The sequence below is a fragment of the Siphonobacter aquaeclarae genome (genome assembly GCF_900103285.1).
GTDB classification, from domain to species: Bacteria; Bacteroidota; Bacteroidia; order Cytophagales; family Spirosomataceae; genus Siphonobacter; species Siphonobacter aquaeclarae.
Genome location: NZ_FNGS01000011.1, coordinates 108,192 through 132,253, shown reverse-complemented (window position 1 = coordinate 132,253; position 24,062 = coordinate 108,192). Strand labels below are relative to the sequence as shown.

23 protein-coding genes are annotated in these 24,062 nt (G+C 51.8%); 8 read left to right on the top strand and 15 right to left on the bottom strand.

Annotated elements, in window-relative coordinates; all coding sequences use genetic code 11:
• From BLR09_RS23465 to BLR09_RS25615, 3 genes are all read left to right on the top strand, one after another.
• Complete coding sequence (locus BLR09_RS23465) at positions 1 to 1,083, top strand: M20 family metallo-hydrolase (protein WP_093208443.1); 1,083 nt, start codon at positions 1 to 3, stop codon at positions 1,081 to 1,083.
• The gene (locus tag BLR09_RS23460; protein WP_093208440.1) at positions 1,080 to 2,543 is read left to right on the top strand and encodes a hypothetical protein; all 1,464 of its coding nucleotides are present in this window, start codon (positions 1,080 to 1,082) and stop codon (positions 2,541 to 2,543) included. Before BLR09_RS23465 ends, BLR09_RS23460 begins: the two co-directional genes overlap by 4 nt.
• A 67-nt stretch (positions 2,544 to 2,610) precedes the next feature.
• On the top strand, positions 2,611 to 2,748 hold the full coding sequence (locus BLR09_RS25615) for a hypothetical protein (RefSeq protein WP_176785652.1): 138 nt from the start codon (positions 2,611 to 2,613) through the stop codon (positions 2,746 to 2,748).
• A 33-nt stretch (positions 2,749 to 2,781) separates the two neighbouring features.
• On the opposite strand, the gene BLR09_RS23455 is transcribed toward BLR09_RS25615, so the two are convergent.
• Positions 2,782 to 4,023, bottom strand: a complete 1,242-nt coding sequence (locus BLR09_RS23455; RefSeq protein WP_093208438.1) for an MFS transporter — start codon at positions 4,021 to 4,023, stop codon at positions 2,782 to 2,784.
• A 147-nt stretch (positions 4,024 to 4,170) separates the two neighbouring features.
• Positions 4,171 to 5,271, bottom strand: coding sequence for a chorismate mutase (locus tag BLR09_RS23450; RefSeq protein ID WP_093208435.1), 1,101 nt, complete (start codon positions 5,269 to 5,271; stop codon positions 4,171 to 4,173).
• 373 nt (positions 5,272 to 5,644) lie between these two features.
• Here BLR09_RS23450 and BLR09_RS23445 point away from each other — a divergent pair, with 373 nt between their 5' ends.
• Together BLR09_RS23445 and BLR09_RS23440 are read left to right on the top strand one after the other, a co-directional pair.
• Complete coding sequence (locus BLR09_RS23445; protein WP_176785651.1) at positions 5,645 to 6,892, top strand: proline dehydrogenase family protein; 1,248 nt, start codon at positions 5,645 to 5,647, stop codon at positions 6,890 to 6,892.
• 133 nt (positions 6,893 to 7,025) lie between these two features.
• The gene (locus BLR09_RS23440; protein ID WP_093208433.1) at positions 7,026 to 7,691 is read left to right on the top strand and encodes a lipoprotein signal peptidase; all 666 of its coding nucleotides are present in this window, start codon (positions 7,026 to 7,028) and stop codon (positions 7,689 to 7,691) included.
• Between the two features lie 373 nt (positions 7,692 to 8,064).
• Here BLR09_RS23440 and BLR09_RS23435 read toward each other — a convergent pair whose 3' ends face one another.
• The 9 genes from BLR09_RS23435 to BLR09_RS23395 form a co-directional block, all read right to left on the bottom strand.
• Positions 8,065 to 8,682 (bottom strand): OmpH/Skp family outer membrane protein, encoded by a 618-nt coding sequence (locus tag BLR09_RS23435; protein WP_093208431.1) that lies wholly within the window; start codon positions 8,680 to 8,682, stop codon positions 8,065 to 8,067.
• Positions 8,683 to 8,686: 4 nt separating this feature from the next.
• Positions 8,687 to 9,271 (bottom strand): OmpH/Skp family outer membrane protein, encoded by a 585-nt coding sequence (locus BLR09_RS23430; protein WP_093208428.1) that lies wholly within the window; start codon positions 9,269 to 9,271, stop codon positions 8,687 to 8,689.
• 56 nt (positions 9,272 to 9,327) lie between these two features.
• The gene (gene bamA / locus BLR09_RS23425) at positions 9,328 to 11,940 is read right to left on the bottom strand and encodes an outer membrane protein assembly factor BamA (RefSeq protein WP_093208426.1); all 2,613 of its coding nucleotides are present in this window, start codon (positions 11,938 to 11,940) and stop codon (positions 9,328 to 9,330) included.
• A gap of 76 nt (positions 11,941 to 12,016) precedes the next feature.
• Positions 12,017 to 12,757, bottom strand: a complete 741-nt coding sequence (locus BLR09_RS23420; RefSeq protein WP_093208423.1) for an isoprenyl transferase — start codon at positions 12,755 to 12,757, stop codon at positions 12,017 to 12,019.
• A 104-nt stretch (positions 12,758 to 12,861) separates the two neighbouring features.
• Positions 12,862 to 13,512, bottom strand: a complete 651-nt coding sequence (gene porG / locus BLR09_RS23415) for a type IX secretion system protein PorG (RefSeq protein ID WP_245690008.1) — start codon at positions 13,510 to 13,512, stop codon at positions 12,862 to 12,864.
• Positions 13,513 to 13,603: 91 nt separating this feature from the next.
• On the bottom strand, positions 13,604 to 14,617 hold the full coding sequence (locus tag BLR09_RS23410) for a hypothetical protein (RefSeq protein WP_245690007.1): 1,014 nt from the start codon (positions 14,615 to 14,617) through the stop codon (positions 13,604 to 13,606).
• A 100-nt stretch (positions 14,618 to 14,717) separates the two neighbouring features.
• A complete protein-coding gene (locus BLR09_RS23405) occupies positions 14,718 to 15,593 on the bottom strand; it encodes an NAD kinase (protein ID WP_093208413.1) in 876 nt (291 codons plus the stop codon).
• A 57-nt stretch (positions 15,594 to 15,650) separates the two neighbouring features.
• Positions 15,651 to 16,463, bottom strand: coding sequence for a hypothetical protein (locus BLR09_RS23400; protein ID WP_143011204.1), 813 nt, complete (start codon positions 16,461 to 16,463; stop codon positions 15,651 to 15,653).
• Positions 16,464 to 16,640: 177 nt separating this feature from the next.
• Entirely contained in the window at positions 16,641 to 17,252 is a 612-nt protein-coding gene (locus BLR09_RS23395) for a thioredoxin family protein (protein ID WP_093208408.1), read from the bottom strand.
• 194 nt (positions 17,253 to 17,446) lie between these two features.
• Here BLR09_RS23395 and BLR09_RS23390 point away from each other — a divergent pair, with 194 nt between their 5' ends.
• Together BLR09_RS23390 and BLR09_RS23385 are read left to right on the top strand one after the other, a co-directional pair.
• Entirely contained in the window at positions 17,447 to 17,845 is a 399-nt protein-coding gene (locus BLR09_RS23390) for a GNAT family N-acetyltransferase (protein WP_093208406.1), read from the top strand.
• Between the two features lie 3 nt (positions 17,846 to 17,848).
• Complete coding sequence (locus BLR09_RS23385; protein WP_093208404.1) at positions 17,849 to 18,703, top strand: ChaN family lipoprotein; 855 nt, start codon at positions 17,849 to 17,851, stop codon at positions 18,701 to 18,703.
• Between the two features lie 66 nt (positions 18,704 to 18,769).
• Here the strand turns inward: BLR09_RS23385 and BLR09_RS23380 are convergent, their stop codons facing one another.
• The 3 genes from BLR09_RS23380 to BLR09_RS23370 are packed head-to-tail and all read right to left on the bottom strand — an operon-like array spanning position 18,770 to position 22,243.
• Positions 18,770 to 20,641 carry a hypothetical protein gene (locus BLR09_RS23380; RefSeq protein ID WP_093208401.1) on the bottom strand — a complete coding sequence of 624 codons (1,872 nt, stop codon included), beginning with the start codon at positions 20,639 to 20,641 and terminating at the stop codon, positions 18,770 to 18,772.
• Complete coding sequence (locus tag BLR09_RS23375; RefSeq protein WP_143011203.1) at positions 20,638 to 21,489, bottom strand: hypothetical protein; 852 nt, start codon at positions 21,487 to 21,489, stop codon at positions 20,638 to 20,640. Before BLR09_RS23375 ends, BLR09_RS23380 begins: the two co-directional genes overlap by 4 nt.
• A gap of 40 nt (positions 21,490 to 21,529) precedes the next feature.
• Positions 21,530 to 22,243 (bottom strand): hypothetical protein, encoded by a 714-nt coding sequence (locus tag BLR09_RS23370; protein WP_093208394.1) that lies wholly within the window; start codon positions 22,241 to 22,243, stop codon positions 21,530 to 21,532.
• A 471-nt stretch (positions 22,244 to 22,714) separates the two neighbouring features.
• Between BLR09_RS23370 and BLR09_RS23365 the strand changes: the two genes are divergently transcribed.
• On the top strand, positions 22,715 to 23,290 hold the full coding sequence (locus BLR09_RS23365; protein ID WP_093208391.1) for a hypothetical protein: 576 nt from the start codon (positions 22,715 to 22,717) through the stop codon (positions 23,288 to 23,290).
• Between the two features lie 35 nt (positions 23,291 to 23,325).
• Here the strand turns inward: BLR09_RS23365 and BLR09_RS23360 are convergent, their stop codons facing one another.
• Positions 23,326 to 23,751 carry a hypothetical protein gene (locus BLR09_RS23360; RefSeq protein ID WP_093208388.1) on the bottom strand — a complete coding sequence of 142 codons (426 nt, stop codon included), beginning with the start codon at positions 23,749 to 23,751 and terminating at the stop codon, positions 23,326 to 23,328.
• Between the last annotated feature and the right edge of the window lie 311 nt (positions 23,752 to 24,062).

Below are 24,062 nucleotides of genomic sequence, written 5' to 3'. Positions count from 1 at the left end.
ATGACGCAATTGCTTGACGCGCTCACCGCGGATGCCATCACCCTGCTTAAACGCCTGATAGAGACCCCTTCCTTCAGTCGGGAAGAAGAAAATACGGCTTACCTGATTGAAGAATTTTTCCGCGAAAGGGCAATGCCCTTCCGCCGGTTGAAGAATAACCTGTGGGCACGGAACCAGCATTTTAATCCGGCTCTGCCGACGGTGCTTCTGAATTCCCACCATGATACCGTCAAGCCCAATCCGAAGTGGACGATGGACCCGTTCAAGGCGCTCGTCGAAGACGGAAAATTATACGGACTCGGTTCCAATGACGCCGGCGGATGCCTGGTATCCCTTCTGGCTGCGTTCTGCTACTTTTACGGCCGTACTGACCTGACATACAACGTAGTATTCGCTGCCTCTTCTGAAGAGGAAGTATCGGGCAAAGACGGTATGGAGCTACTCTGGAGTTCCGGAGAGCTGGGAGAAATTGAGTTCGCTATTGTTGGCGAGCCGACCCAGATGCACCTTGCCGTAGCCGAAAAAGGCCTGCTGGTACTCGATTGCCTGGCCCAGGGCAAAGCCGGCCATGCCGCGCGCGAAGAAGGGGAAAATGCCTTGTACAAGGCTCTTGACGATATTGCCTGGATCCGTTCCTACGAATTTCCGAAAGTTTCGCCGACGCTCGGGAAAATGAAAATGTCGGCGACGGTCATCAGCACCGAAAACCGGCAGCACAATGTCGTACCGGCCAGTTGCCAGTTCACGATCGACGTCCGTGTGACCGATCAGTATACCCTCGAAGAAGCCTGTGAAATCATCCAGGCCAATATGAAGTCGGAGGTGCAGGCCCGTTCCGTACGGCTGCGCCCGTCGAGCATCCCGATGGAGCATCCCATCGTACAGGCCGGCGTGGCGATGGGTCGGAATACGTATGGTTCGCCGACGACGTCCGACCAGGCCGTCATTGGCTGTGCGTCGCTGAAAATGGGACCCGGCGATTCGGCGCGCTCGCACCAGGCCGACGAGTTCATTTACCTTCATGAAATCGAAGAGGGCATCCGTCTGTATACGGAAATGCTCAAACGCGTAATCCTGCCTTGAAAATCCGGACGCTGCTGGCTCTGAGCCTGTTATACCTGCTGCTTCCCCTGGGGTTGTTTTTCGGTGGATGGTTGCAGCCGGCAGTGTCCTTTGCAGCACTTTTGTCGACAATCGCTTCTGTTGCAATGGGTTATCGCCGGTTGCAGCCCGAAGGCCAATTGCCGCCGGCGCCGCTGTGGTGGCTGCTTATTCCGGCAGTCGGCTGGGCGGCACTATCCGGCGCGGGAGAGTGGGTGTTACAGGTCGGCGACTGGGAAAAGCATAACCTCGTACTCCACGATCTGATTGTACGCCCCTGGCCGGTTCGCTACGCAGAAGGCGACGGATTCTATCTCTGCTACTACATCGCATTTTATCTGGTGCCTGCGCTGGCGGGAAAACTGGCCGGTATCCGCGCGGCATTGCTTGTGTGTTTCGGCTGGACAACCCTCGGCTTGTGGCTGAGTTTTGCCTGGTTGTACATACTGGGTCGGAGAAATGCCTGGCTGCCGGTGTGTTTTATGCTTTCCGGAAACCTGCTTTGGCTGGTTAAGGCGCCGCAGGGACTGCTGGCATTATTCAACGGTCAGGGACTGGCGAATGCCTGGCGAGGCAACGGCCATTTCCTGAATGCGCTGGTACCTGCCGGTTCGGTTCCGCTGACCTTCGATTCGGCAGCGGCAGGACTGCTCTGGATTCCCCAGCACCAACTGGGTATCTGGGTGGCGATGGGGATCTGGGGAGCGGCATGGACGGGTCAGATTTCCCGGAAATGGGTAATACCGGCCGGACTGGCATTGCCGTTCTGGTCGACCGTCGCAAGTATCGGTTTTCTGCCCTGGCTGCTGTTCCTTTTCCTGAAAAATCCGAAAGTACAGAAGACCGAAACGATCACAGCACTGGCCTGTTTACCGGCATTGCTGATTCTCGGCGCGTATTTTCAGGGCCATATGCCGCTGAATCAGTCCGGCTTCTTTTACGCCGGGGTATCCGCTGAAAAGGCGCTGATCTTTCTGCTGCTGACCTGGGGTATTTATTATGTTTTCGTTCGAAAGCAGACAATGCTTACCTTCTATACCTTTCCGTTCGCCGGATGGACGGCACTTTGCCTGATTACCGGTGGCAGTATATACATCAGCAATGTCAATGATTTTGGCAATCGGTTTGCGTTGGCGACGCTTTGGGTCGTCTGGCTGGGGAGTTGGGAGTTTGCTTTCTTCGGAAAGAAGGGAAGAACCGTGATGTGGATAGTATTGCTACTTTCCACGCAATACGCAGCCAAGATCCTGCTGCTGGTCCCGGGAGGGCAATACCAGCGGGTAAGTGTACTTCCTTCTTCCCGCTTATCCGAAATCGGAAGCCGCTGGCCGGACCTCGCCCGGTATAATGCCACAGGCGACCGCGTCCTGGCCAATCAATACATGGGGCGTTCGGAGAGCTTTTTTGCCCGGTATCTGCTGCCTCCGGACATAAAAAAGTAGGTTCTTTCCCGAAGGATTCCTTTTTTTGAAATTCAATTGGAATTAGACTAAGTAGAACGACACAAACATGGAAACGCAGGAACCCGGCGTGCCGAAATGGAAGGCATGGATCAAGCGGTTGGGTTGGGCCGGCTTTTTCTTTTTCCTGATAAAAGGATTGATCTGGCTGGCCGTAGGCTACTTCGGCTTTAAGATTTTTGAATAAAGAAGAAGGCGCCAGAGGGCGCCTTCTTCTTTATCAGATCAGTCTGACATGAATAAGCTCCCGGGAGCGCACCCAGACAAAACCGACGATCAGCAGCGTCAGTCCACCGCCAAGCAGTACCGACGGTACCGCTCCGAATACTTTCGCCAGCAGTCCCGATTCAAACGCCCCGATTTCGTTGGAGGCGCTGACGAAGATACTGTTGACCGAGATAACCCGTCCCCGGATCTCATCGGGTGGTACCAATTGCAGGATAGCCTGCCGGATGACGACGCTGATACTGTCAAACGCCCCCGTCAGAAACAGCATCGCCACCGATAGCCAGAAGTGCGTAGATACCGCGAAAACCAGCGTTGCAAGGCCGAAACCAGCTACTGCGATCAACATATTGAGCCACGCCTTCCGCACGGGAGACCACACCGCGGTACCCAGTAATGTCAGTACGGCGCCGATAGACGGTGCAGCGCGGAGTACTCCGAGGCCTTCTGCCCCTACGTGCAGTACATCCTGCGCAAATACCGGCAGTATGGCGACCACTCCGCCGAAGAGTACTGCTACGAGATCCAGTGAAATCGAATACAGCAGCAATTTATTTCCGAAAACGAACCCGATACCCTCGCGGATACTGGCCCAGACACTTCCCGTTTCGTGACTGGCCATCGGAATCGGTTTTCGTGCGATCAGGGAGATCAGCAGCAGGACGCATACCATCAGCGCAATTACCAGCCAGAGCGTACCCGACATCCCCATCCAGGCATAAAGAAAACCGGCGAGGCCGGGTCCGAGAATCGCCCCGGCCTGCCAGAATGAACTGTACCAGGTTGCGGCATTGGCATATACTTCCCTGGGTGTCAGAAAGGCCTTCATCGAAGAAGAAGCCGGGCTGAAAAAGCCCCGGGCAAACCCGATGAGCGCGACGACGGAATAGATAATCCCAAGCAGGAAACGATCGTCGTGGATCCGGCGCGTTTCCGGCAGCGTCGCCCAAAGCAGTACCCCCGATCCGGCCAGAATCACGACGAGGCTGATCTGCATGATCCGTTTTTTATCGTACCGGTCGGCATAGTGCCCGCCAAACAGCGCCAGCGACATGTACGGAATCGCTTCTGCAAGGCCTACGAGGCCCAGCGCCAGCGGGTCATGCGTGATCCGGTAGATCTCATAACCCAGAACTACTTCCTGGATGAGGAGCGCGGTTGTCAGCAGAAAGCTGCCAAGGCCGAAAAAAGTGAATTCGCGGTAGCGGAGGGCTGCAAAGGGATCGTGTTGAGACATGACCGGAAGAATGAGAACGCAAAGGAAGCAAATAGGGGAGGTACCTGCGCGTTTGTCCCGACCGGGCGCCGGAAAACAACGACGAAACCAGGGATATAAAAAATGAGGCCGTTCTGCTGAACGACCTCATTGATCGGGGGTACCGGATTATGCCTGGGAAACCGAGTTCATCACTTCCGTTTGCTTCCGGATCGATGCCTCGTGGATCAGGCGGTACAGGTCTTCTACGAGATCGGAGTAGAGACCGAGTTTCTTCGCCATTTCGGCGCGGGAAGCGTGAACCTGCTTCCAGCGGTCGATCTGGAAGATCGTCACGCTGTTGTCGCGCTTGTATTCACCCATTTTTTCCACGATCGCCATCCGGGCAGCCAGTACTTCGAGGAGTTCGCGGTCGATGTTATCGATCTTCGCGCGGAGCTCGTCCATGTGGCTGTGGTAAAGGGTATCTGCGGAATCCGGTTCGCGGACCTGCAGCTGGCGAAGCATTTCGCCGAGGGCTGCCGGCGTCAGCTGCTGGGAAGCATCTGACCATGCCTTATCCGGGTCGCGGTGGGTTTCGATGATGAGACCGTCGTAATCGAGGTCGAGGAATCGCTGGGTCAGCTCAGCCAGGTAGGCGCGCTTGCCGGCCATGTGGCTGGGGTCACCGATGAGGGGCAGGTTGGGTACCTGACGCTTCAGTTCGAGGGCAATCTGCCACATCGGAGAGTTCCGGTACTTGGTTTCCTGCATGTTGGAAAACCCGCGGTGGATAGCCGCCAGCTTCTTCAGACCTGCGTTCTGGAGACGCTCAAATGCACCGATCCAGAGCGCGACGTCGGGGTTCACCGGGTTTTTCACCAGAACCGGCACGTCCACCCCTTTGAGGGCGTCAGCGATTTCCTGAACGTTAAAGGGGTTTACCGTCGTCCGGGCACCGATCCAGAGAATGTCGACGCCGTATTTGAGAGCCAGTTCGATGTGCTCGGGGGTAGCTACTTCGACGGCCACCGGAAGACCGGTTTCTTTCTTGACCGCCTGCAGCCACGGAAGAGCCGCTTCGCCCATGCCTTCAAAGCTTCCGGGGCGGGTACGGGGCTTCCATACGCCCGCGCGGATCACGTGAGCATATCCTTCTTTGGCGATTTGGGTCACCGTTTCCCAAACCTGTTCTTCTGTTTCTGCACTACAGGGACCCGCAATCATCAAAGGCTTGCCGTTGGTGTTGATCCAATCCTGCAAAGGCACAATATCCAGCGTCGCACTCATGTTGTAAATCGTTAATTAGTAAGCGTTTATTTGTTCAAAAAGCCGGGGAGCAGTTTTTTATGATGAAGCGAACCTGTAAAACCAAATCTTATATGTTTCAAAAAAACGTAAATGACTACTGTTCAGGAACTTAGGTTCAGGCGAAAAGCATAAAACCGGAAAAAAAAACCACCCGGCTTGCAAATTTGAGAAGGGATTGCCCTTAACTTTGTTGCCACTTTTCGAGAAGACCGGAACCCGCCGCCGCTTTTTTTCTTCCGGGATCACCCGGGCCGACGGAAAGGATGAGGTCAGCCGAACGACACATTCACCAACGAATCAACGAGCCTGCTTTTCAGCAACTTTCATTGTTCCCACTAACGGTTCACTTCCCATGTCCAAACTGGATATTCTGAAAGCTCCGAAACGACAACATCACGAAATCAGTATTTCCTTCGATGACACCTCGGTAGCTTTCGCTCATCAATCCGACTGGCAACTCAAGAAGACCTATTTCATTTTCGCTTCGATGAATCGAAATTGGCTTGTAAAGATAGGTACGTTTTTTATCAAATTGTTCCTAATGCTCAAATTTCCAATTAAATGGGCCATTCGGGACACCATCTTTGAGCATTTCTGCGGAGGAGAAACCATCGCCGGATGTGAGAGCACCATCCGCCACCTGGAGAAGTCCCGCATCGGTACGATTCTCGATTATTCGGTAGAAGGAGAGGACAGCGAAAAAAGTTTCGACGACACCGTTCACGAGATTCTGCTGACCATCGAGAAGGCGGCAGAAATGACGTCCATTCCGTTCTCCGTCTTCAAAATCACCGGCATAGCCAGCACCGAATTGCTGGAAAAAGTACAGGCCGGGCAGGAGCTTTCCGAAGAAGAGCAACAGGCATTTGACAAGGTAGAAGAGCGTCTGGATACCCTTTGCCGCGCTGCTGCCGATCGAAACGTCCGGATTTTTGTCGACGCCGAGGAAACCTGGATTCAGGATACCATCGACGCCCTCACTTACGATATGATGGAGAAGTATAACCGGACTGCCTGCATTGTCTGGAATACGTATCAGATGTATCGTTTGGAAAGTTACGATAACCTCGTTCAGGCAACCGAAACGGCACGTGAAAAGGGCTATACGCTGGGTGTCAAACTTGTCCGCGGCGCCTACATCGAAAAAGAGCGCCAGCGGTCCCACGAAATGGAATACTGTGATCCGATTCACGCTACGAAGGAAGAGACCGATCACGATTACAATAAAGCCATTGGCTATTGTCTCGAAAACCGGGATATCCTTTCGATTTGCCTCGGTACGCACAACGAATATTCCTGCCTGCTCCTCGCTGAAAAGATGCACGAGCTGGGCATTGACCACAAAGATCCGCACTTCTGGTTTGCACAGTTGTACGGCATGAGTGACAACATCAGTTATAACCTCGCCAAAGCCGGTTATAATGTTGCGAAATACGTGCCTTACGGACCGGTCGAGGCCGTCATGCCGTATCTCTTCCGCCGCGCAGAGGAAAATACTTCAGTTGCCGGACAGGCCAGCCGGGAGTATATGCTCATCAAAAAAGAAATGCGGCGACGCAAACGCGCGCTGCGGCGGAGTACGCCGAAAAAGGCAGCCTGATTCCTGGCCCCGCTCCGGTAAAGAGCGGGGCTTTTTGCGTTTGGCTGCTTACCTTTGCAGGAAGCCCGTTGCCCGGAAGGGTAGTCCGGAGAAAATCACGAGGCCTTCCGGCCGGATAGTTTCAGACTTGTTGATGAAGAATCCCATTAAGTTCTTTTTGCTTACGCTGTTTATCATTCTGCTGGATCAGACGGTGAAGCTGCTGGTGTACCGGAACATGTATATCGGCGAGAATATCCCCCTGCTGGGCGATTGGCTCAGTATCCATTATGTCCTGAATCCCGGGATGGCGTTTGGGATGCAGCTCGATCACCAGTATGGAAAGCTGATCCTGACGACCTTCCGCCTGGTAGCCATGGTAGTGATTGCCGTATACCTGATTCGTCTTGCGAAAAAGGGCGCGCCCGATGGCCTGCTCTGGTGCATCGCTGCGATTCTCGCCGGAGCCATCGGTAATGTTATTGATTCGACTTTCTACGGTGTTTTGCTGGACAATGCACCGCCGGACGCGCCGTCTCCCTGGTTCCACGGTCAGGTGATAGACATGATCCTGATCAACCCGTGGGAGGGGTATTTTCCGGACTGGCTGCCCGTTTGGGGCGGGCAATATTACGCCAACCCGGTTTTCAACGTGGCGGATTCTTCCATCTTCCTCGGGGTTGTTTTTATTCTGCTGTTTCAGTCCCGTTTCTTCAACGAGAAACCGACGGATACCACGCCGGAACTTCCGACGGAGCCGCTTTCCGACGAACCGGTCAGCCCGGATGAAAAGGGAGAGGAGAGAGAGCAGGGAGCCTAAGAGGGTAGGTGGCGATAGGCAGTAAGCCTTCGGTAACAGGCAGTAAGCTGATACAAGAGCGATTCGCAAGGCGGGTCGCTCTTTTTGATGGGGAGAATATATACCCGGCGGTGAGCTATAGGCAGTAGGCGCTAAGCTATAGGCTATAGCCTGTAAGGCCGTACAGAGATGCTGTTTTGCAGGGTAGGTGCAAGACATAAATGAGAACAGATCCCGGCTTTAACGGAAGCAGATGATTAGAAGCAACCGACGAAACACAGCAGCCTACTGCCTATTGCCTATAGCTTACTGCCTATAGCTTACCACCTACCGCCCCAACAAAAAAAGAACGACCGATATCGGCCGTTCTTTTTTGTCTCCTGAAAAGAAGGGATTAGTTCTTTTTCGGAGCTGCAGGTTTTGGGTTCGTCGCCGGAGTGGTAGCAGCCGGTTGTTGTGCAGCCTTCTTCAGTGCTTCGGGATCGATGCCCATTTTCTTAAAGACCAGGTCCGTCACTTCCGTAGCAGGGTCAGCATAGAGAACAACAGGGTTCAGTTGCATGCTGATAGAGCTGGAAAGGATGAACGTGTATTGATTTTCCTTCGCAACGGCCTTGATGGCATTGTCGATCTCCGTCAGGATGGGCTGAAGGAGCTGCTGTTGCTTTTGGGCGAGTTCCGTTTCAGCGCTTTGTCCGAGCGTCTGGTAGCGCTCCTGGAGGCCCTGGAGTTCCTTTTGTTTGTCAGCCTTGATAACGTCTGACATCGTGTTTTCCGCCTTCTGATAAGCACCGATCTTGTCCTGAATTTCCTTCTGGAGCGTTTGGATCTGGTTCTGGTATTGGGTACGGCGGGTGTTGAGTTCCGCTTCTACGGTTTTCGTTTTCGGGTGACCTGCCAGCAACACGTCGATATCCGTGTAACCGACCTTCAATGCCGTTTGGGCGTTTGCATCTACGCCCAGGATTGCCAGGGCAACTACGGCTAGAACGGCAAAAAGTTGTTTTTTCATTTGTTTACTGCTTAGTCTTTGTTTTTTGCGTTGGTGCGTTTGTCGGGTTTGTTTGAGTTGGGTTTGCTTTCGGATCGATTCCCAGTTCTTCCAGTACGTAATCGGAGTAGTCGTCCCGCGGGTCTGTGTAAATCATCACGAGGCCGTCTGTCGACTTGTCGAGAATCATCCGGAGCTGCTTCTGGCGGGCTACTTTTTCAGTCGCCCGGTAAAGCTCGTCCATCACAGGCTTCAGAACGTCTTTCTTCCGCTGGTTATACTGGCCGTTGAAGCCGAATATTTTGTTGTTCAGGTCGTTGTTCTCCGCAATTTTCCGGTCGATCTCCTGCCGGCGCTGCTGTTTCATCGCCTCGGTCAGCAGGGGTTCTTCCGCTTTAAAAGCCCGTTCCAGTCGTTCGATTTCCGCATACTTGTCGGCAATCTCTTTGGTCCGGGCCTGTGTCCAGCGCTCCATTTCACTGTTCACTTTCTGAAACTCGGGCATGCGGCTGACGATGTATTCGGAGTCGATATACCCGAATCGTTGCGCCATCGCAGGCCCTGCCTGGGAAAGGAACGCCAAAAATAGAAAAAATACACTGGTTCTCACGTGTTAAAGGTTGTTATGAACAGGTGGTGTTGGAATTAGAAAATTTTAAGCCGCTACTACCGGATCTGTTGCCCGATGGTAAAGTGGAACTGTCCTTTTCCTGCTGCCTGGATACCGTTCGGGCCGACGTTGCGGTCGAAACCATACCCGTAGTCGATCCCGATCATCCCGAATGCCGGCATGAAAATCCGCGCGCCGATACCGGCTGAACGCTTCAGGTCGAAGGGGTTGAAGTACTTGTAGCTGTCCCAGTTGTTACCCGCTTCAAGGAACCCGAGTACGAAGACTGTTGCAGACGGGTTAAGCGAAATCGGATACCGGAGCTCGGCTACGTACTTGTTGTAGACGACCCCGCCGTTCCCCTGATAGGTACGGGTCGGGTCGGTCCGGACGTTGCGGTCATCATACCCGCGGAGACCGATAATGTCCTGGGCAATCGCAAACTGGCCCTGACCGGAAAGCCCCGATCCACCGAGAACAAAACGTTCCATCGGGATAATACCGAGACGCTTCGAATAGTTACCCAGGAAGCCCATGTGCGCCCGGGTGTGGAAGACCAGCTTACCCGTCAGCGGTACATACCAGGCCATATCGAGCATCCACTTGTGGTATTCGAGGAACTCATATTTGCGCTGAAGGTCCGTCGGGTTCCAGTTCGGGTTGCGGAACAGGGAGTAGGGCGGCGTCAGCGTAGCAGAAAGCGACAGCGACGATCCCTTCCGGGTATACTGCGGGTTATCCAGATCGTAACGTGTCAGCGTCGTGATCAGGGAAATGTTGTTCGCGTTTCCGGTTGAGAATTCGCGGATCAGGATACCGTAGTTCTTGAAATCGTAGCGCATGTACGAGAGCGCTACGTTCAGGCCAAAGCGGTTATCCGGACGGCGGAGACGTTTCCCAAGGCTGATGGAAATACCAGTGGTATTAAAGTGACCCTGTTCGGTTCCGAGCGAAGTCGGATACCCGCCATACCCGCCACCATAGCCGCCGCCGTAACCATATCCGCCGTAGCCATAAGAACCGCTGAAAATCCGGTAGATCTGACGGTTTACGCTGATGGAGAACGAGTTCGGCTTCTTTCCACCAAGCCAGGGCTCAGTGAAGGAGAACGAATAGTTCTGAAACTGCTTACCGTTTGCCTGAAAACGAACGGAGAGCTTCTGTCCGTCACCGGCCGGAAGCGGACGCCAGGCGCGGGGATTCGTGATGTTACGGGCCGAGAAGTTATTGAAAACAACCCCGAGCGTACCGACGAAGCCGATGTAACCGCCCCAGCCACCGGAAAGCTCGATCTGATCCGATGCCTTTTCTTCAACCGTGTACTCAATATCTACCGTATAGTCGTTACGGGGAATCGGGTTGATGCCGATTTTTTCCGCATCGAAATAACCCAGACGGGCCAGTTCCTGCTGCGTACTGACAACGGCCGTCTTCGAAAACTTCTGACCAGGGAGGGTCAGGATTTCCCGCAGTACGACGTGGTCGGACGTCTTGGTGTTTCCGTTCAGAATAATCTTGTTGATCGTAAACTGCTTTCCTTCGAAAATGTTGAAGTTGATGTCGATCGAATCGCCGTCGATAGCAGTCTCTTCCGGATCGGCCCGGAAATACAGGTACCCCGCATCCATATACAACGAGGAAACGTCGTAGCCGGGACTTCCCTGCAGGCGTTTCTGCAGGTCTTCCGGGTTGTACACATCGCCTTTCTTGACGCCGAGAATCTCCGTCAGGACTGAATCCGAGTGGAGGTAGTTGCCTTCCCAGGAGATATTTCGGTAGTGGTATTTTTTGCCTTCTTCCAGGTTCAGTAATACATTGACCGTCTTCCGGTTGTGCGCGTAGACCGAATCGTAGTTGATCCGCGCGTCACGGAATCCTTTCTTGTTGTAGAACTCGATGAGTTTGCCTTTGTCTTCCTCAAATTTCTTGGGAATAAACTTCGATGGCGTGAAAACCCGTCCGAAACGCATTTGTTTCGTGCCTTTCAGTTTGTTGCGGACCGTCGCCTCGCTGATCTCCTCACGGCCTTCAAAAGCAATGTTGTTGATTTTGATCTTGGGACCTTTGTCGACCGTCACCAGCAGCGCGGCGTTATTACCCAGCGAAGAGTCCGAAGCGGCCTGCTTTACTTTGACAGACGCATTGAGGAAGCCTTTTTCTACAAAGTGCTTCTTAATGGTGGCCTGGGTATTCTTGATCAGCGCTTCGTTGATGATCTTACCCTTGATGAGCTTGACCTTGTCATTGAGCGCGTCCTGCTGTCCTTTCCGGATACCGCTGAACGTGATTTTGTAGAGACGCGAACGTTCACGCATGAAAATATCCAGCCAGATATTCTCCCCCTCGATTTTGGTAGCCGTGATTTCGACGTCCTCGAGGATACCCTGATCCATCAGTTTTTTGATGGCTCCGGAGATGGCGATCCCCGGAATCATAACCTTGTCGCCCACACGCAGCCCGGAAATAGACACCAGAGAAGCCGCGTCATAAAACTTGGTTCCGCTGGTGGTCAGTCCTTTGATGGTATATTCTTTCGGCTGAGTATATTCCAGACCACCCTGTTGAGCCTGAGCCTGAGGCGTAGCTGGCTGTCCACCCAGTCCGACACGGGCCTGGCTGAAAGAAAGGAACGGTAAAAAAAATAGGATGAGGGGGAAAACCTTTCTCATGGGTTAATAGTTCAATTTCCAGGTGCCTGTGCGCTTACCGGCGGGTTCTCCAACCGGGTGGAAATTACGTGTATTATTAGGCTTTAAGTTGTTCACTCGTTTTTCCGAACCGACGTTCTCTTCCCTGAAAATCGCGCAGGGCCTGATCCAGGTGCTCCCGCCGGAAATCAGGCCAGAATACGTCGGTAAAATGGAGTTCCGCATACGCAAGTTGCCACAGCAGAAAATTGCTGATCCGGCGATCTCCTCCGGTGCGGATCATCAGATCCACGTCGGGGATACCTGCAGTCGCCAATGCCCCGTCCAGATCACGTTCGGAAAGGGCTTCCGGTGAAAGTTCACCTTGCTGAACGGCTCTGGCAATCTTTTTAATCCCCTGCACGATATCCCATTTTCCACTGTAACTGAGTGCCAGAATGAGGGAAAGGCCGGTGTTATTCCGGGTCTTGTCCATCGCGGTTTTCAGATCTGCCCGGCAACGTCTCGGCAGACTTTCGGTGTCGCCGATGGTGAGCAGACGAATGTTATTTTTCAGGAGCTTGGGCGTTTGATCCGCAATCGCCTGAACGAGCAGTTCCATCAGGGCCTCGACTTCTTCCTGGGGACGGTCCCAGTTTTCCGTCGAAAACGTATACAAGGTCAGGAATCCGATGCCCAGTTCGGCACATCCTTCCACGACTTCTTCAACCGCTTTAATCGCATGGCGGTGGCCGAATATCCGGCTGACCATGCCTTTTTGTTTGGCCCAGCGCCCGTTTCCGTCCATGATAACGGCGACATGGCGGGGGAGATTGTTAGGATCGATGCTTTCCTTCATCCTCTGATACGAAAAACCTGTAAGGCCTCAAACCTCACAGGTTCTGAAACTATGGCGCAAAAGTAAGGATTTCGCAGCAGTTTTCAGCCTGGTCGGCCATCCGCTTAATCCGGACACGCAATTTTCAGGATGGTATAGCTGACAGAGATGGAAGAATAATAGTACATATCCTTCCGGGTGGGATCAGATTGGTAATTTTTGGGGATACCGGCGCCATGCGCATTGTAGTTATCCAGGTAGTCGGTAAAGGTCTTCCGCGTGCCAAATTCCACGCCGATACTCCAAGGCCCCTTTACCTGCCACTTGATACCTGCGCCAAACGGAATCGCGAGACCGGTTGTCTTATACGGCTCCACTTTTTCCTGATCGGGTTTGAACGTAAACAAACCCAGACCGGCGAAAACGTAAGGCGACCAGTTTCGCGGCCGGCGACGCGCATAGTTGAAATCCAGGAAATTGAATTGCACGTCTGCGCTGGCTTCGATGATCCTTGTTCCAAAAATAACGCCTCTTTTCTGTTGGAACGGATCTGAACTTTTGATGTCACTCCCGTAAATGCGGCCGCCGGTCAGAGAAAATCGACCGGAGACCGCTTTCGTGGCATTATAACGGAAGAAGAGATGGCCGCCGGGTTTCATGAATTTCGGTTGAAATACAGGAGAAATGTCTCCTTTGTAATTCATCCCGCCGAAGCCGCCGCCGAATTCGATCTTCTGGGCGCGGACAGCCGGCGCGAGACCTGAGGCAATGATCAAAAGGAATAATATCCGGACGTGCATTCGAAAAATCAGGTGTATCACAGAAACCAGCCGGTTTCTTCTCGTCAGATCGTGTGGAAACAGGGTACTACCGCAACGGCGGGCACTTTACCTTGGGAGCCAGGATGTAGTTGACGTGAATATTGGTCAATAGGTACATATCCGGGCGGCCGCCTCCACGATCAAACCCCTGGGTAAAGCCGGTGATTGGCTGTGCAAAAGGGTCAAAATTGGTATTGTCGGGATAACCGAGCTTCTCAACCATATATCGACGGGCACCAGCCGTGCGGTCACCGCCTTTACGGGCAGCAGTCCGCTCCAGGCTTCGGTTACTCATTGCAATGGCTGTCGGATTATCCAGCATATCTCCGGGATTTGCGTACACACCGCCTACATCGTCGATGTAATCAGAAAAAGTGTACCGAAATCCGGCCTCAGCCGAAATATCCCAGCGCCGGTTAATTTTATACCGGAGGCCAAATCCGAACGGAATAGCGGCAGTGATCCGTGAGTAGGGTTTGGCATAGCCGGGGCGTCCCTGGCCTTCGGTTCCGAGGGGTTGCAGGCTTACCCAGTTATTCCCCATATCCTCCGGAGTTCGTGCTTTGGGATTGTGTGCTATGACGGCAATACCCAGGAAAACGTAGGGCGTAATAAGCGACCGGTGTGTAAAGTCCCTTCCTTCAGGAACAAACTGATAATGACCGGTGAATGCGAGTTCTTTGACGTCATTTCTGAAGTGAAGGTTCCGGACGAAATTATAATCGTACTTAGGCTGTCCATTCGCAAATTTATAGTCGTCTCCAGTCAGTCGGGCAAGCGTCAGTGCGACGCGGCCGCTTAGCTGCGGGGTAAAATGCCGGGTATAATTGGCCGAGATATTCCACCGCATCAACTGAAACGTTGACCGAATCGGATCGCTCAGAGGGGCCAGTTCCCCGTAGTAGCTCGACGTCCCGACGCCAAACGCCACGCTGGAGTATGGCTCGAACTTTGGCTTATAGCCTCCTTTTCCGGAATTTTTGCTGAGGCGCAACTGAGCATGAGCTGCGCCGATGCCCAGTACGCAAAAACTACTAATCAGTAAAATACTTTTTCGCATGTTGCCTAGGTTTCAGATCCTCCTGAACGCTTCAAAGGTAACCGGTTAACGCGAACCTCCTTTGCTTTGGTATATGAACAAAGACCTAAATTCTGTCGGGCTAATTCCGTATGTCCAGTCCCCAGTTCAGTTTGCTTCGCAACGTTTCCAGGAATGTATCGCCCTTTACCTTGACCAGTTGGGCGCCGAATTTCTCTTTTCGCACGGTAAACCGGATGGAGTCGTCGACGACTTTCGAACGGGAGTCCAATGAAATCAGGCAGTTTTTGCTCCGGCTTTCCACACGTACCTCGATTCTGCTGCTGTCGTTGACGACGATCGGCCTGACATTCAGGTTGTGCGGGCTGATCGGAGCGATAATAAAGTTATTGGTTCGGGGCAGAACCACCGGGCCGCCCACGCTGAGACAATAGCCGGTTGAACCGGTGGGGGTGGAAATGACCAGGCCGTCTGCCCAGTACGAATTCAGGAATTCTCCGTCCAGCCAGGTATGAACCACGATCATGGAGGATCGATCTGTTTTCGTAACTACGAAATCATTCAGGCCAAAGTTTGTCCCTTCGAATACATCCCGGTCATTTTCGACGTGCAGCAGTACCCGTTCATCCAGGGAATAGTTGCCGTTTTCCAGCCAGTCGAGTGTCTGTGCAATTTCTTCGGGCTTGATTGTAGCCAAAAATCCAAGACGTCCGGTATTAACACCGACAATCGGAAGCCGGCGCTCCCCTACGTGGGTTACGGTTTCAAGCAGCGTACCATCTCCTCCGATGCTGAAAACGAAGTCTGCATCGAAAAGATCCGCACGGGAAGTATACAAAGAAGTGAACGGGTGCATGACGCCCCATTCCTGGAGCGTTTGCCCGTAAGCATCGTTGATCTGGACCTCGGCCCCTCGTCGGGCCAGCTCACCCAGGAGAGCCTGGATGGCAGCTTTGGTCTGGTCGGTGAGCGGGCGGCCGTTCAGCGCGATTTTCATAGAATCAGACAGGAGACAGAAACGCTCTGAAAGCGCTTCCGCAGGGTTTGTTGAACGCTATAATTTGGGGCGATGGTATTGTTCGATTTCCTTGTAAGCCACATTGAACTCATATCCGTCCCGGACCTGCTGCAGGAGCCGTTCGAGGCCGGGTTTTCCAACGAGACCCGTCCATCTGGCCACTTCCATACCTGCCGTAACATACGACCGGGCGGTGCGCGACGGATCGGCTTTCCCGCGCTGTGCGCCGAAAAAGCCGCTTATCGTTTCGAGTTCCTGTAACCGCGGACTCAGCTTGCCGTGCCGCGTCAGCACGTCCCATTCCTGCACATATCCGGAATAACGGCGGGCAGTATCCGGGTCGGAATAGCGGTAGTCGGTCATCAGCGCCAACCCTTCGTCGAACCACTGCGGCAGGGCCGACTTGGCCTTCATCCAGCCGAGGCGTGCAAACAGTTCGTCATGACACATTTCATGCGCGATGACATCTACGTTGAGTCCGTCGGGGTTCAATATAATCCAGGAACCGGTCGGCGTACCGAGACTACAGCCGGCGCCTTCATACAGCAGGCAAAAAGTAAGGTATTCTTCCGGATTGGAACAAAAAATGATGGTTGCATTTCCCCGCTGGTCGCCCCAGAAGTTCCGGATGCGTGCCCGCGCCTGACCGATCAGGTTGACGAGCGAATCCCGGCGGGGCTGGCTGGTATGGTTACTCACATAAACCGAATTCTCAATTTCGGTATAACCGCGAAAACGCACAGTCTGGCACGCCCAGATAGGAGGAAACCAGAGGTAGTAAGCCACGAGAAGAAAAATCCCAAGAAGAAATATATTGACAATCAGTCGCTTACCACTCCAACGTATCATAGCTGACCCTGCACCTAACCATTCAGCCAGGCTCGTGTTTTCGTCAAAAATAGGCAGTTCAGGCCAATAAGCAATAAGGAAAAGGGGAATTGTCCACGCCCATCCGGAGTGCAAAATCGACCTGAACGCCTGTTAGTCAGTGTCTTATAAGCCTATGGTTTTGCGAGGGCTGGAAGGTTATTGAAGCTGGTGCAACAATGCCAGTAATTCCGCCTGCGTCGTCAGGGTTTTATCCTTTGCATACCAGGTATGAAGCCGGGTCGTGAGTTCGTCGAAAGGAACCTGCCCGTCTTTCAGCGACCAGTAGAGCTCCTGTGCGGGTTCCGGTCGGGGGCCCCATTCCGCCGCTTCCTGTAAGGTTTCGGCATCGGCAACAACCAGCTTCGGAATGGCCCGGCCGCCTTTTGTCAAGTGGGCGTCCATGAATTCCGGGTGTTCGTCCCGCAAAAAATAGCGGGTCTGAATCCGGCCATTTGAGGCGGTGGCGATATGCTCGAAAACGGGGATGATCTGTGCGGCGTCTCCGCACCATCCTTCTGTCAGAACGAGCCAGAAATAGGAGCGATCCAGTTGCCGGGCAGCCTCCGCCAGCTCCGGCATCAGAACGGTCGTTTTATCCAGACGGTGCATGCGCTGGACATTGAGCTGTGTATATTTGGTGAGTGCCTCGCTTTGCTTCGGGCCTGTGGTTTGCCCCTTTGCGAGAAGGGTGTCAATCAGACTGCGGTAGGATTCGTAAGAATAAGCGGAATCAATCTGTTCACGCGTAAGCTGGAAAGTGTCAAGCATGGGGAATCGGGTTGTTGGGTTTTCGGTTTTTAGTTTGGGGTTTCGCGTTGAGAGTTTAGTGAGGCCCACGTTTTTGGGAACAGACATTATAAGAAAATGGTTTGCCCCGTAGCAGGAACAACATTTTACACTACTCCAAACCCAATCTCTCCGTAAACAGAAAACTGTAAACAGAAAACCCAAGCCAGCCTCCCATGCTCGTCTACTCTACCGAACGCCTGTTGTCAGCAACTGATTACATTGATTTACTCAACCGATCAACACTTGGGGAGCGACGGCCGGTCGACGACATACCCCGCATCCAGCAGATGCTTGATCATGCCTCTATCCTTGTAACGGCATGGGATGGCGACCTGCTCGTGGGGGTTTCGCGGGCGCTGAGCGATTTCAGTTTCTGTACGTACCTGTCTGACCTTGCCGTCGACGAAGCGTACCAGCATCAGGGAATCGGTCGGCAGCTGGTCGACAAAACACGGCTGGCCGGCGGCCCCAATGCCATGCTCATTCTGCTCGCCGCACCGAAAGCGGTGGAGTACTACCCGAAAATCGGAATGAAAAAAAGTGAGGTATGCTATTATTTTGACCGCCAATAATGCATGAAAAGTTTCTGGCTTGCTTCCCTTTTGATGACGTTGCTGGCCGACAAGCCGGCCTACCTCGTCTACGACCGCCAACTGAAGACCTCGAACTATGAAGCCCTGCTCCGGCAGGCCGGTCAGGCCGATGTGGTCCTCTTTGGCGAGTTGCACAATAATCCTGTTTGTCACTGGCTGCAGCACGAGCTGGCGGCCGATCTGCTGGCCGGCGGCAAGAAAGTTGTTCTGGGCGCGGAGATGTTTGAGGCGGATAACCAGCTGGTACTGGACGAGTACGTCAACGGAACCATTACCGCCCAGCAGCTCGAAGCCGAAGCCAAGGTATGGCCGAACTTCAAAACAGATTATAAACCGCTGGTAGACCTGGCCCGCGAGAATCACCTGGCTTTCGTCGCGACGAATATTCCGAGACGGTATGCCAGTCTTGTCGCAAAAAAAGGCCCCGGCGAACTGGAGACTCTTTCACCCGAAGCCCGGAAGTCCATCGCGCCCCTTCCGGTGGAAGTAGACCTGCAACTGCCGGGCTATGCTGCCATGCTTAAAATGGGCGGACCCCATGGCTCGGCGACGAGTGGTGAAAACATGGCCCGCGCCCAGGCAATCAAGGATGCGACGATGGCTTATTTCATCCTTCGAAACAAAAAAGACAATGCTGTTTTCCTGCATTTCAACGGAAGCTATCACAGCGATCATTTTGAAGGTATCAGCTGGTACCTTCGGAAGGCAAACCCTGCCCTTCGGATTGTTACCATCGCAACGACCGAGGAAAGAGATATTGCCGCGCCGGTAGAAGCGAAGCCCGGCCTGGCTGATTTTGTATTGACCGTGCCGGAATCCATGACTAAGACTCACTAAATCAGTGTCAGTTCATCGGATGAACGACGATCCGTCAGCCGGCCCAAGTTGAAAGGGGTATCTTACTTATATGACAGGAATCTTTGAAAACTCGACCGGGAGACTTTGCGAGTTATCGAAGGAGAAAAAGAACCTGAGCAATGCAACTGATTTGACCGATTCGGGAAAATTACCAAAAGTGAATTCAAGTTCGGTCTGTACATTCCGAACCAGGTAGTAATTCTGACCGATTGTTCCTTCACCTGTTTTTGTACCGATGCGTCCGAGTGTTGGTTTGTAGTCGACGCCATTGTCTCCAATAACCCTTGCTGTAAATTGATAATAGTTCACGACAAAGGAGGCGATCCGGTCTTTTTCGGGACTTTTTACAACCAACCGGCATACAAGATTGTCTCCGTTGCGTTTGCATTCCAGTAGTTGAAAATCCAGCCCGTTTATATTTGACGATTTAATTCCTTTGACTGGCGGAGCCGGTACGTAAGCTTTTTCGTCCGAGAATGGAATAGCATAGAATTTGACCTCACTTCGATTGTTTTCTGATTCAATAATCAGCCGCAGAAGTGATGCGCCTTTCGCGGTTTCCTGTACCTCGTCAAATTTGATTTCGAGCGGCGTTTGAATGTTCTGAACTAGTGTGTAGTCCTGTCCTACAATACCGTCCGAATGGCTGTTTCCCAGTGAGATAGTGTGCGAAAAATACTCTTGCCCCTGCTGGTCATACAACCTCGCACTGTTTTCATAGTATTGGGCAATAAACCTTACTTTTTGATCTTTTACGTTACTTTTTACGAGCAGACGGCATACCGCAGAAGAGCCATTCCTGATGCATTCCATCAATTGAATATCCAGCCCCATATCTTCCCGGGACTGTATTCCTTTTTTGAGAGGGTTTAAAAATTTGTCGGATAGTCCTGCGAATTGCAGATTTCGGAATTTAATCTCGCTGATGCCCTGGTCGGGTATTTCGATGACGAATCGAAACAAACTAATTCCTTTGGTATCATCGGGTATTTCGTTGAATTTGAATTCAAGCGGAGCTTTTACACCTTTCACCAATGTATAGTCCCATCCGACCTGTCCTGTCTCGGTCTGGTTTCCCAGTCGAACATATTCAGGTCGGAACTCCATGCCGTTCTGATCGTATATCCGTGCAGAATTTTCATAATAGTTAGCGATGATCAAGATTTTACTGTCTTTTATTTCGCTTGTTACAAATAACTTACACGTAATGGAAGAGCCGTTCTTTTTGCATTCGGCGAAATCAAATCGGAATCCTCTTTCAGTGATGGATTTATAAGAAGGAAGAGGAGGGCTTGAAGCATTGTGCTCAACCTTACCTGACGAAAAAAAAGAACTAAGCGTTTTGTCGATGATGTCTGCCCGTAGAACAATGCCTTTATTTTCCGTATCGACTTCCATGAGCATTCCCAGATAAACCCGCTTACCGTTCGCCAGAATGAAGAGAGAAGAGCCGCTCATTCCCTTGATAATTTTGTCGTTAGGGAAGCTCGGCCGGATTGTTATGTAAGTTTCGTCCTTTTCGTTCAGGAAAACCTTGATTGCTTTGCTGCTTCCGTTTTCCTGAATGGTCTCGAGAATACCCTCGTATGTTTCGTTCAAGGATTTATCAAAGTCGGACGCGATATCCCAGTTTTCGCAATTTTGTTTTTCTCCTTCCGTAATACGGAGCAAGCCGAGATCTAATTGGTACGTCCCGATAAACAAGGCTTTTGAAAGGGTATTTTGCCGGCCCCTTATCTCCACCGGTTTCGATTCTTTTTCTACTACGTGAAGGGGAGCGATTACAAAACACTCGCCGTTCCTCGATTTCAATATTCCCTGACCGGTTTCGCGGGCCCGGATATGAACGGGTTGTTGTCCGAATGTGTTGGAAGACAGGCATATTGCATACGCCAGTATTAAGTAGATGTTTCTCATTTCCGCAATAATCTCAGTAGATTTTTGTTCGGGATAATGTCGACTAAAAAGGTGATCAACGTCGTAATAATTACCAGGGATCCGAAAAAGAGAGACGCAAACTGATAGGTCGGGGATTTAAGCAACCTATCCAGTTTTGTCGCCCGTATGGCATATCCGCTTCCTTCTATTTGCGGGCCTGATTTTAGGACAGTCGCCTGGTTAGCAGCAACCCGGTAGGAGGCCTGCATGCCAGGTTCTTCGTTAATAGTGACGAATCCAAATGCGTTATTTTGCTGCTTTTCGAAGACAATCTGGTCTCCCAGAAAAAGCTGTATGGTCCCTGCGTCAAAGCTGTCTGCGAAACGCGAAGAGCCTACCAGACTAATCTGACCACTTCGGAAAAGCGCGGTACTTTCGCGGAATGTTTCGAAGTCAATCGAGCGGCCGATGCTTACTTCTCCATCTATCGGTACAACAGTTGTAAAGCCGCTATCCGCCTTCGCCCTGAGGTTCTCCAGAAATACCTGGAGGTAACGGCCTGTATGTCTGACAAATTTCCCCGACTCGTTAAACAGCGTGCCGGTTGTTGTTCCCGAGGCTGTAGTAAACGTGAGAATCGCCGGACCGTAGGCAATTCGTTCGATCTGGACAGACGTCCCTCGCTGAAGCTTCAAAGACCCGTTGAATCCCTGATAAATAGGTTCTGTTCCCTTATCGTAAATAGTAGCTTCATACAGATTAATTCTGCTGCCGTTATCATCCAGTATATTCACAGAAATACGTTCCGTCTGAGCGGTAACGGAAAAAGAAGTGGAGACCGGGTCCAATAGTGCCAAACCAGTGAAGAGACAGACAAATACACCCATAATGCCGAGAATCCAGGTTCCGGCCGGGAGTTTCAATACGTTAAAAGCGAACCGGGAAATCGAGGAAAACATGGTCTTTTCTGGGCAGGCGTTTTGAAATAATCTGACGAATTCTGCTACCCCTGTATTCTTCCAGATTATAGCCGGAAATAACGCAGGAGCAATTGTAGGAAACGGAATTACCTTCCGTGATCCGGTTGCATTCGATGATGCGTTCAGTGGCGTGCGAATCCTCGAGAATAAGATCTGTCGGATGTTCTGAATTCAAATACACATACGCCAGATTGTTTTTGAAAGCAGGACGATTCCAGCAAGAAAGAACATAGCATTCCGGATCCCTGTCTTTTGCCGGCACGATTTTGCTCAGTATGGTTATGTCCCGGACAGTGTAGCTGTGGAGTTCACTTATATATCGTGTTGGTAATTCAAGTTCGATTACCTGAGGTTTGATGGACGAAATGTCGTAAAACAGATTTGCCTGGTAACGACCGTCGCGGGAACTGACCTCAACAGACAGGATGGGAGATTTGTGTTCAGGTATTCGGACAAAAAAGGAGGTAGGAACTACTTTGTCAGCGGTTTCAAAAGCCATCAGCCCAACCCGCGTCTCTCCGCTGACCGGAATTTGCGAATAGTAATTTTCCCACGGTTGTTTCATGTACCGTCGATCAGGACGGATTTTGACCGAAACGGCCTGCCCTGATGCTGCAACAGAAGCGAAAAGTTGAAGCAGGACAACCAACGCAATTTTCATAAGATGAATGGGTTACATAGTGGCCGTTAAGATAAATGTAATTGGCATTTCTTCCAAAATATTATTTTGTTAATGATGAAATCATTTGTTTTTGATTTTGTTTACATGCGTTCTGCTGATACATAATTGAATACTTTTTCCAGTTGGGAAAAGACAGATAAAAATACTTATATGAACTGCTTGAAATAGGTTAAAACAAGATGGTACGCGGGAATATGACCTCTACCTGCCCGGATAGCCGATTCTTACGGGGCAGCGGTTTTTTTGCTGCATAATCAGGAATGACATTAATTTACCCGGAATCCGTCGAAGTGAATGAGATCGTCCGCTACCTTCGGGGACGATGCAATCGGGAGGCGTATGCCGGAAAGACAACGTTCGGATCGGCAACACAGGCTACCGGGGCGAAATGCCCCGTTTTGCCGCACGCGTTCAACTCTCATTACCGATAACAGTAAGCATTATTAAGCCATGCAGGACATAGAACCTTTTTACGGCTGGGAAAAACAGTATACGGCGGCGGACGACAGCCGCTCGCCCTTTTACGGCCGCGAATACAACTTCCAGGAATACGAAAACGCGATCTACGGCTACTACATTCACCCCAACTGGGATGAAATCGGGTCTGAGACGCTGTATTGTAAGATTCTGTTCACCGACTACGATCAGCACTATACCATCATCGAACTACTCGGCGAATGGAATGATACCCTCCACAATGACATTATGTTTTTCAAGCGGAATGTCGTCGATCCGCTTGTGGGAGAAGGTATTAACCAGTTCATTCTCATCGGGGAGAATGTGCTGAATTTTCACGGGACGACGGAGGACGACTACTATGCCGAATGGTTTGAAGAAGTGGAAGACGGGTGGATTGTGGCGCTCAATTTCCGTGATTTTGTCGAAGCAGAATTCACGAAGTACCACCTCGATTACTACATCAATTACGGCGGTACGCTCGAAGAAATTCCCAACTGGCGTACCCTGAAGCCGAACGTATTGTATGAAGTCGTCCGCCGGCTGATCCAGCGGCGCCTCGGAACATAAAAAACCCCGGCGGCGGGCCGGGGGAGACAGGTATTTCAGCGGATGCTGACAACGCGGCCCATCATATGTGATTTCGGTGGTTCCGTGATTAGGACTACTTCTTTGGTGATGGTCTCTACACCGTTCGAAATCTGAAATTTGTATACCCCGTCGGGCAACTGGTTCAGATCGAACTTCCGCCAGTACCCTTTCTTCCGCTTAGGCATGACGTCGCCTGAAAGGATGTTGCCTTTGGCATCGAGTACTTTGATATCCAACGGCACATTGAAGTACTTTTCGATCATAACATTCATCTTGGTCTTCTCCGTTGTCGGAAAGACGTTCACGGCAAAGGTCCGGGTCCGGTTGGCGGATACCGTTTCTTCCGCTTCGGTCAGCGACTGCGTTTCCTGAGCCGAAACGGCCTGTACCGAGAGTAGTCCGGCACCGGCGAGCAGAAGGGTAACAAGGGAGGTTTTCATGGCGACGATCGATTGATTTTAACGACAATCAAAGGTCAGAATCAGTCGGTTAGGCTCTTTCCCCCAGGCTGAGTGATTGGGATGAGTGGTTTCCTTTCCTGATAAGTGTGAAAAACCACAGAATAGCGGTTGAAAAGATGGTGGCAGCGCGGTTTTACCAATGAAAATCCGCTCCATCCGGCTTAATCCCATACCACATTCTGCGCGTAACAAGAAAGGCAACCCGGTGACGGGTTGCCTTTCTTGTTACGCGGTTTTCTGTTTTCAGTTGGGTCAGCTGCAAGATTCTACAGCGTCGCTAATCTCTCAAA

Coding starts and splice junctions, on each gene's coding strand:
- BLR09_RS23465 (WP_093208443.1), top strand. CDS start 1: ATGACGCAATTGCTTGACGCGCTCACCGCGGATGCCATCACCCTGCTT.
- BLR09_RS25615 (WP_176785652.1), top strand. CDS start 2,611: ATGGAAACGCAGGAACCCGGCGTGCCGAAATGGAAGGCATGGATCAAG.
- BLR09_RS23455 (WP_093208438.1), bottom strand. CDS start 4,023: ATGTCTCAACACGATCCCTTTGCAGCCCTCCGCTACCGCGAATTCACT.
- BLR09_RS23450 (WP_093208435.1), bottom strand. CDS start 5,271: ATGAGTGCGACGCTGGATATTGTGCCTTTGCAGGATTGGATCAACACC.
- BLR09_RS23445 (WP_176785651.1), top strand. CDS start 5,645: ATGTCCAAACTGGATATTCTGAAAGCTCCGAAACGACAACATCACGAA.
- BLR09_RS23440 (WP_093208433.1), top strand. CDS start 7,026: ATGAAGAATCCCATTAAGTTCTTTTTGCTTACGCTGTTTATCATTCTG.
- BLR09_RS23435 (WP_093208431.1), bottom strand. CDS start 8,682: ATGAAAAAACAACTTTTTGCCGTTCTAGCCGTAGTTGCCCTGGCAATC.
- bamA (WP_093208426.1), bottom strand. CDS start 11,940: ATGAGAAAGGTTTTCCCCCTCATCCTATTTTTTTTACCGTTCCTTTCT.
- BLR09_RS23420 (WP_093208423.1), bottom strand. CDS start 12,757: ATGAAGGAAAGCATCGATCCTAACAATCTCCCCCGCCATGTCGCCGTT.
- BLR09_RS23410 (WP_245690007.1), bottom strand. CDS start 14,617: ATGCGAAAAAGTATTTTACTGATTAGTAGTTTTTGCGTACTGGGCATC.
- BLR09_RS23405 (WP_093208413.1), bottom strand. CDS start 15,593: ATGAAAATCGCGCTGAACGGCCGCCCGCTCACCGACCAGACCAAAGCT.
- BLR09_RS23400 (WP_143011204.1), bottom strand. CDS start 16,463: ATGATACGTTGGAGTGGTAAGCGACTGATTGTCAATATATTTCTTCTT.
- BLR09_RS23395 (WP_093208408.1), bottom strand. CDS start 17,252: ATGCTTGACACTTTCCAGCTTACGCGTGAACAGATTGATTCCGCTTAT.
- BLR09_RS23390 (WP_093208406.1), top strand. CDS start 17,447: ATGCTCGTCTACTCTACCGAACGCCTGTTGTCAGCAACTGATTACATT.
- BLR09_RS23385 (WP_093208404.1), top strand. CDS start 17,849: ATGAAAAGTTTCTGGCTTGCTTCCCTTTTGATGACGTTGCTGGCCGAC.
- BLR09_RS23380 (WP_093208401.1), bottom strand. CDS start 20,641: ATGAGAAACATCTACTTAATACTGGCGTATGCAATATGCCTGTCTTCC.
- BLR09_RS23375 (WP_143011203.1), bottom strand. CDS start 21,489: ATGGGTGTATTTGTCTGTCTCTTCACTGGTTTGGCACTATTGGACCCG.
- BLR09_RS23370 (WP_093208394.1), bottom strand. CDS start 22,243: ATGAAAATTGCGTTGGTTGTCCTGCTTCAACTTTTCGCTTCTGTTGCA.
- BLR09_RS23365 (WP_093208391.1), top strand. CDS start 22,715: ATGCAGGACATAGAACCTTTTTACGGCTGGGAAAAACAGTATACGGCG.
- BLR09_RS23360 (WP_093208388.1), bottom strand. CDS start 23,751: ATGAAAACCTCCCTTGTTACCCTTCTGCTCGCCGGTGCCGGACTACTC.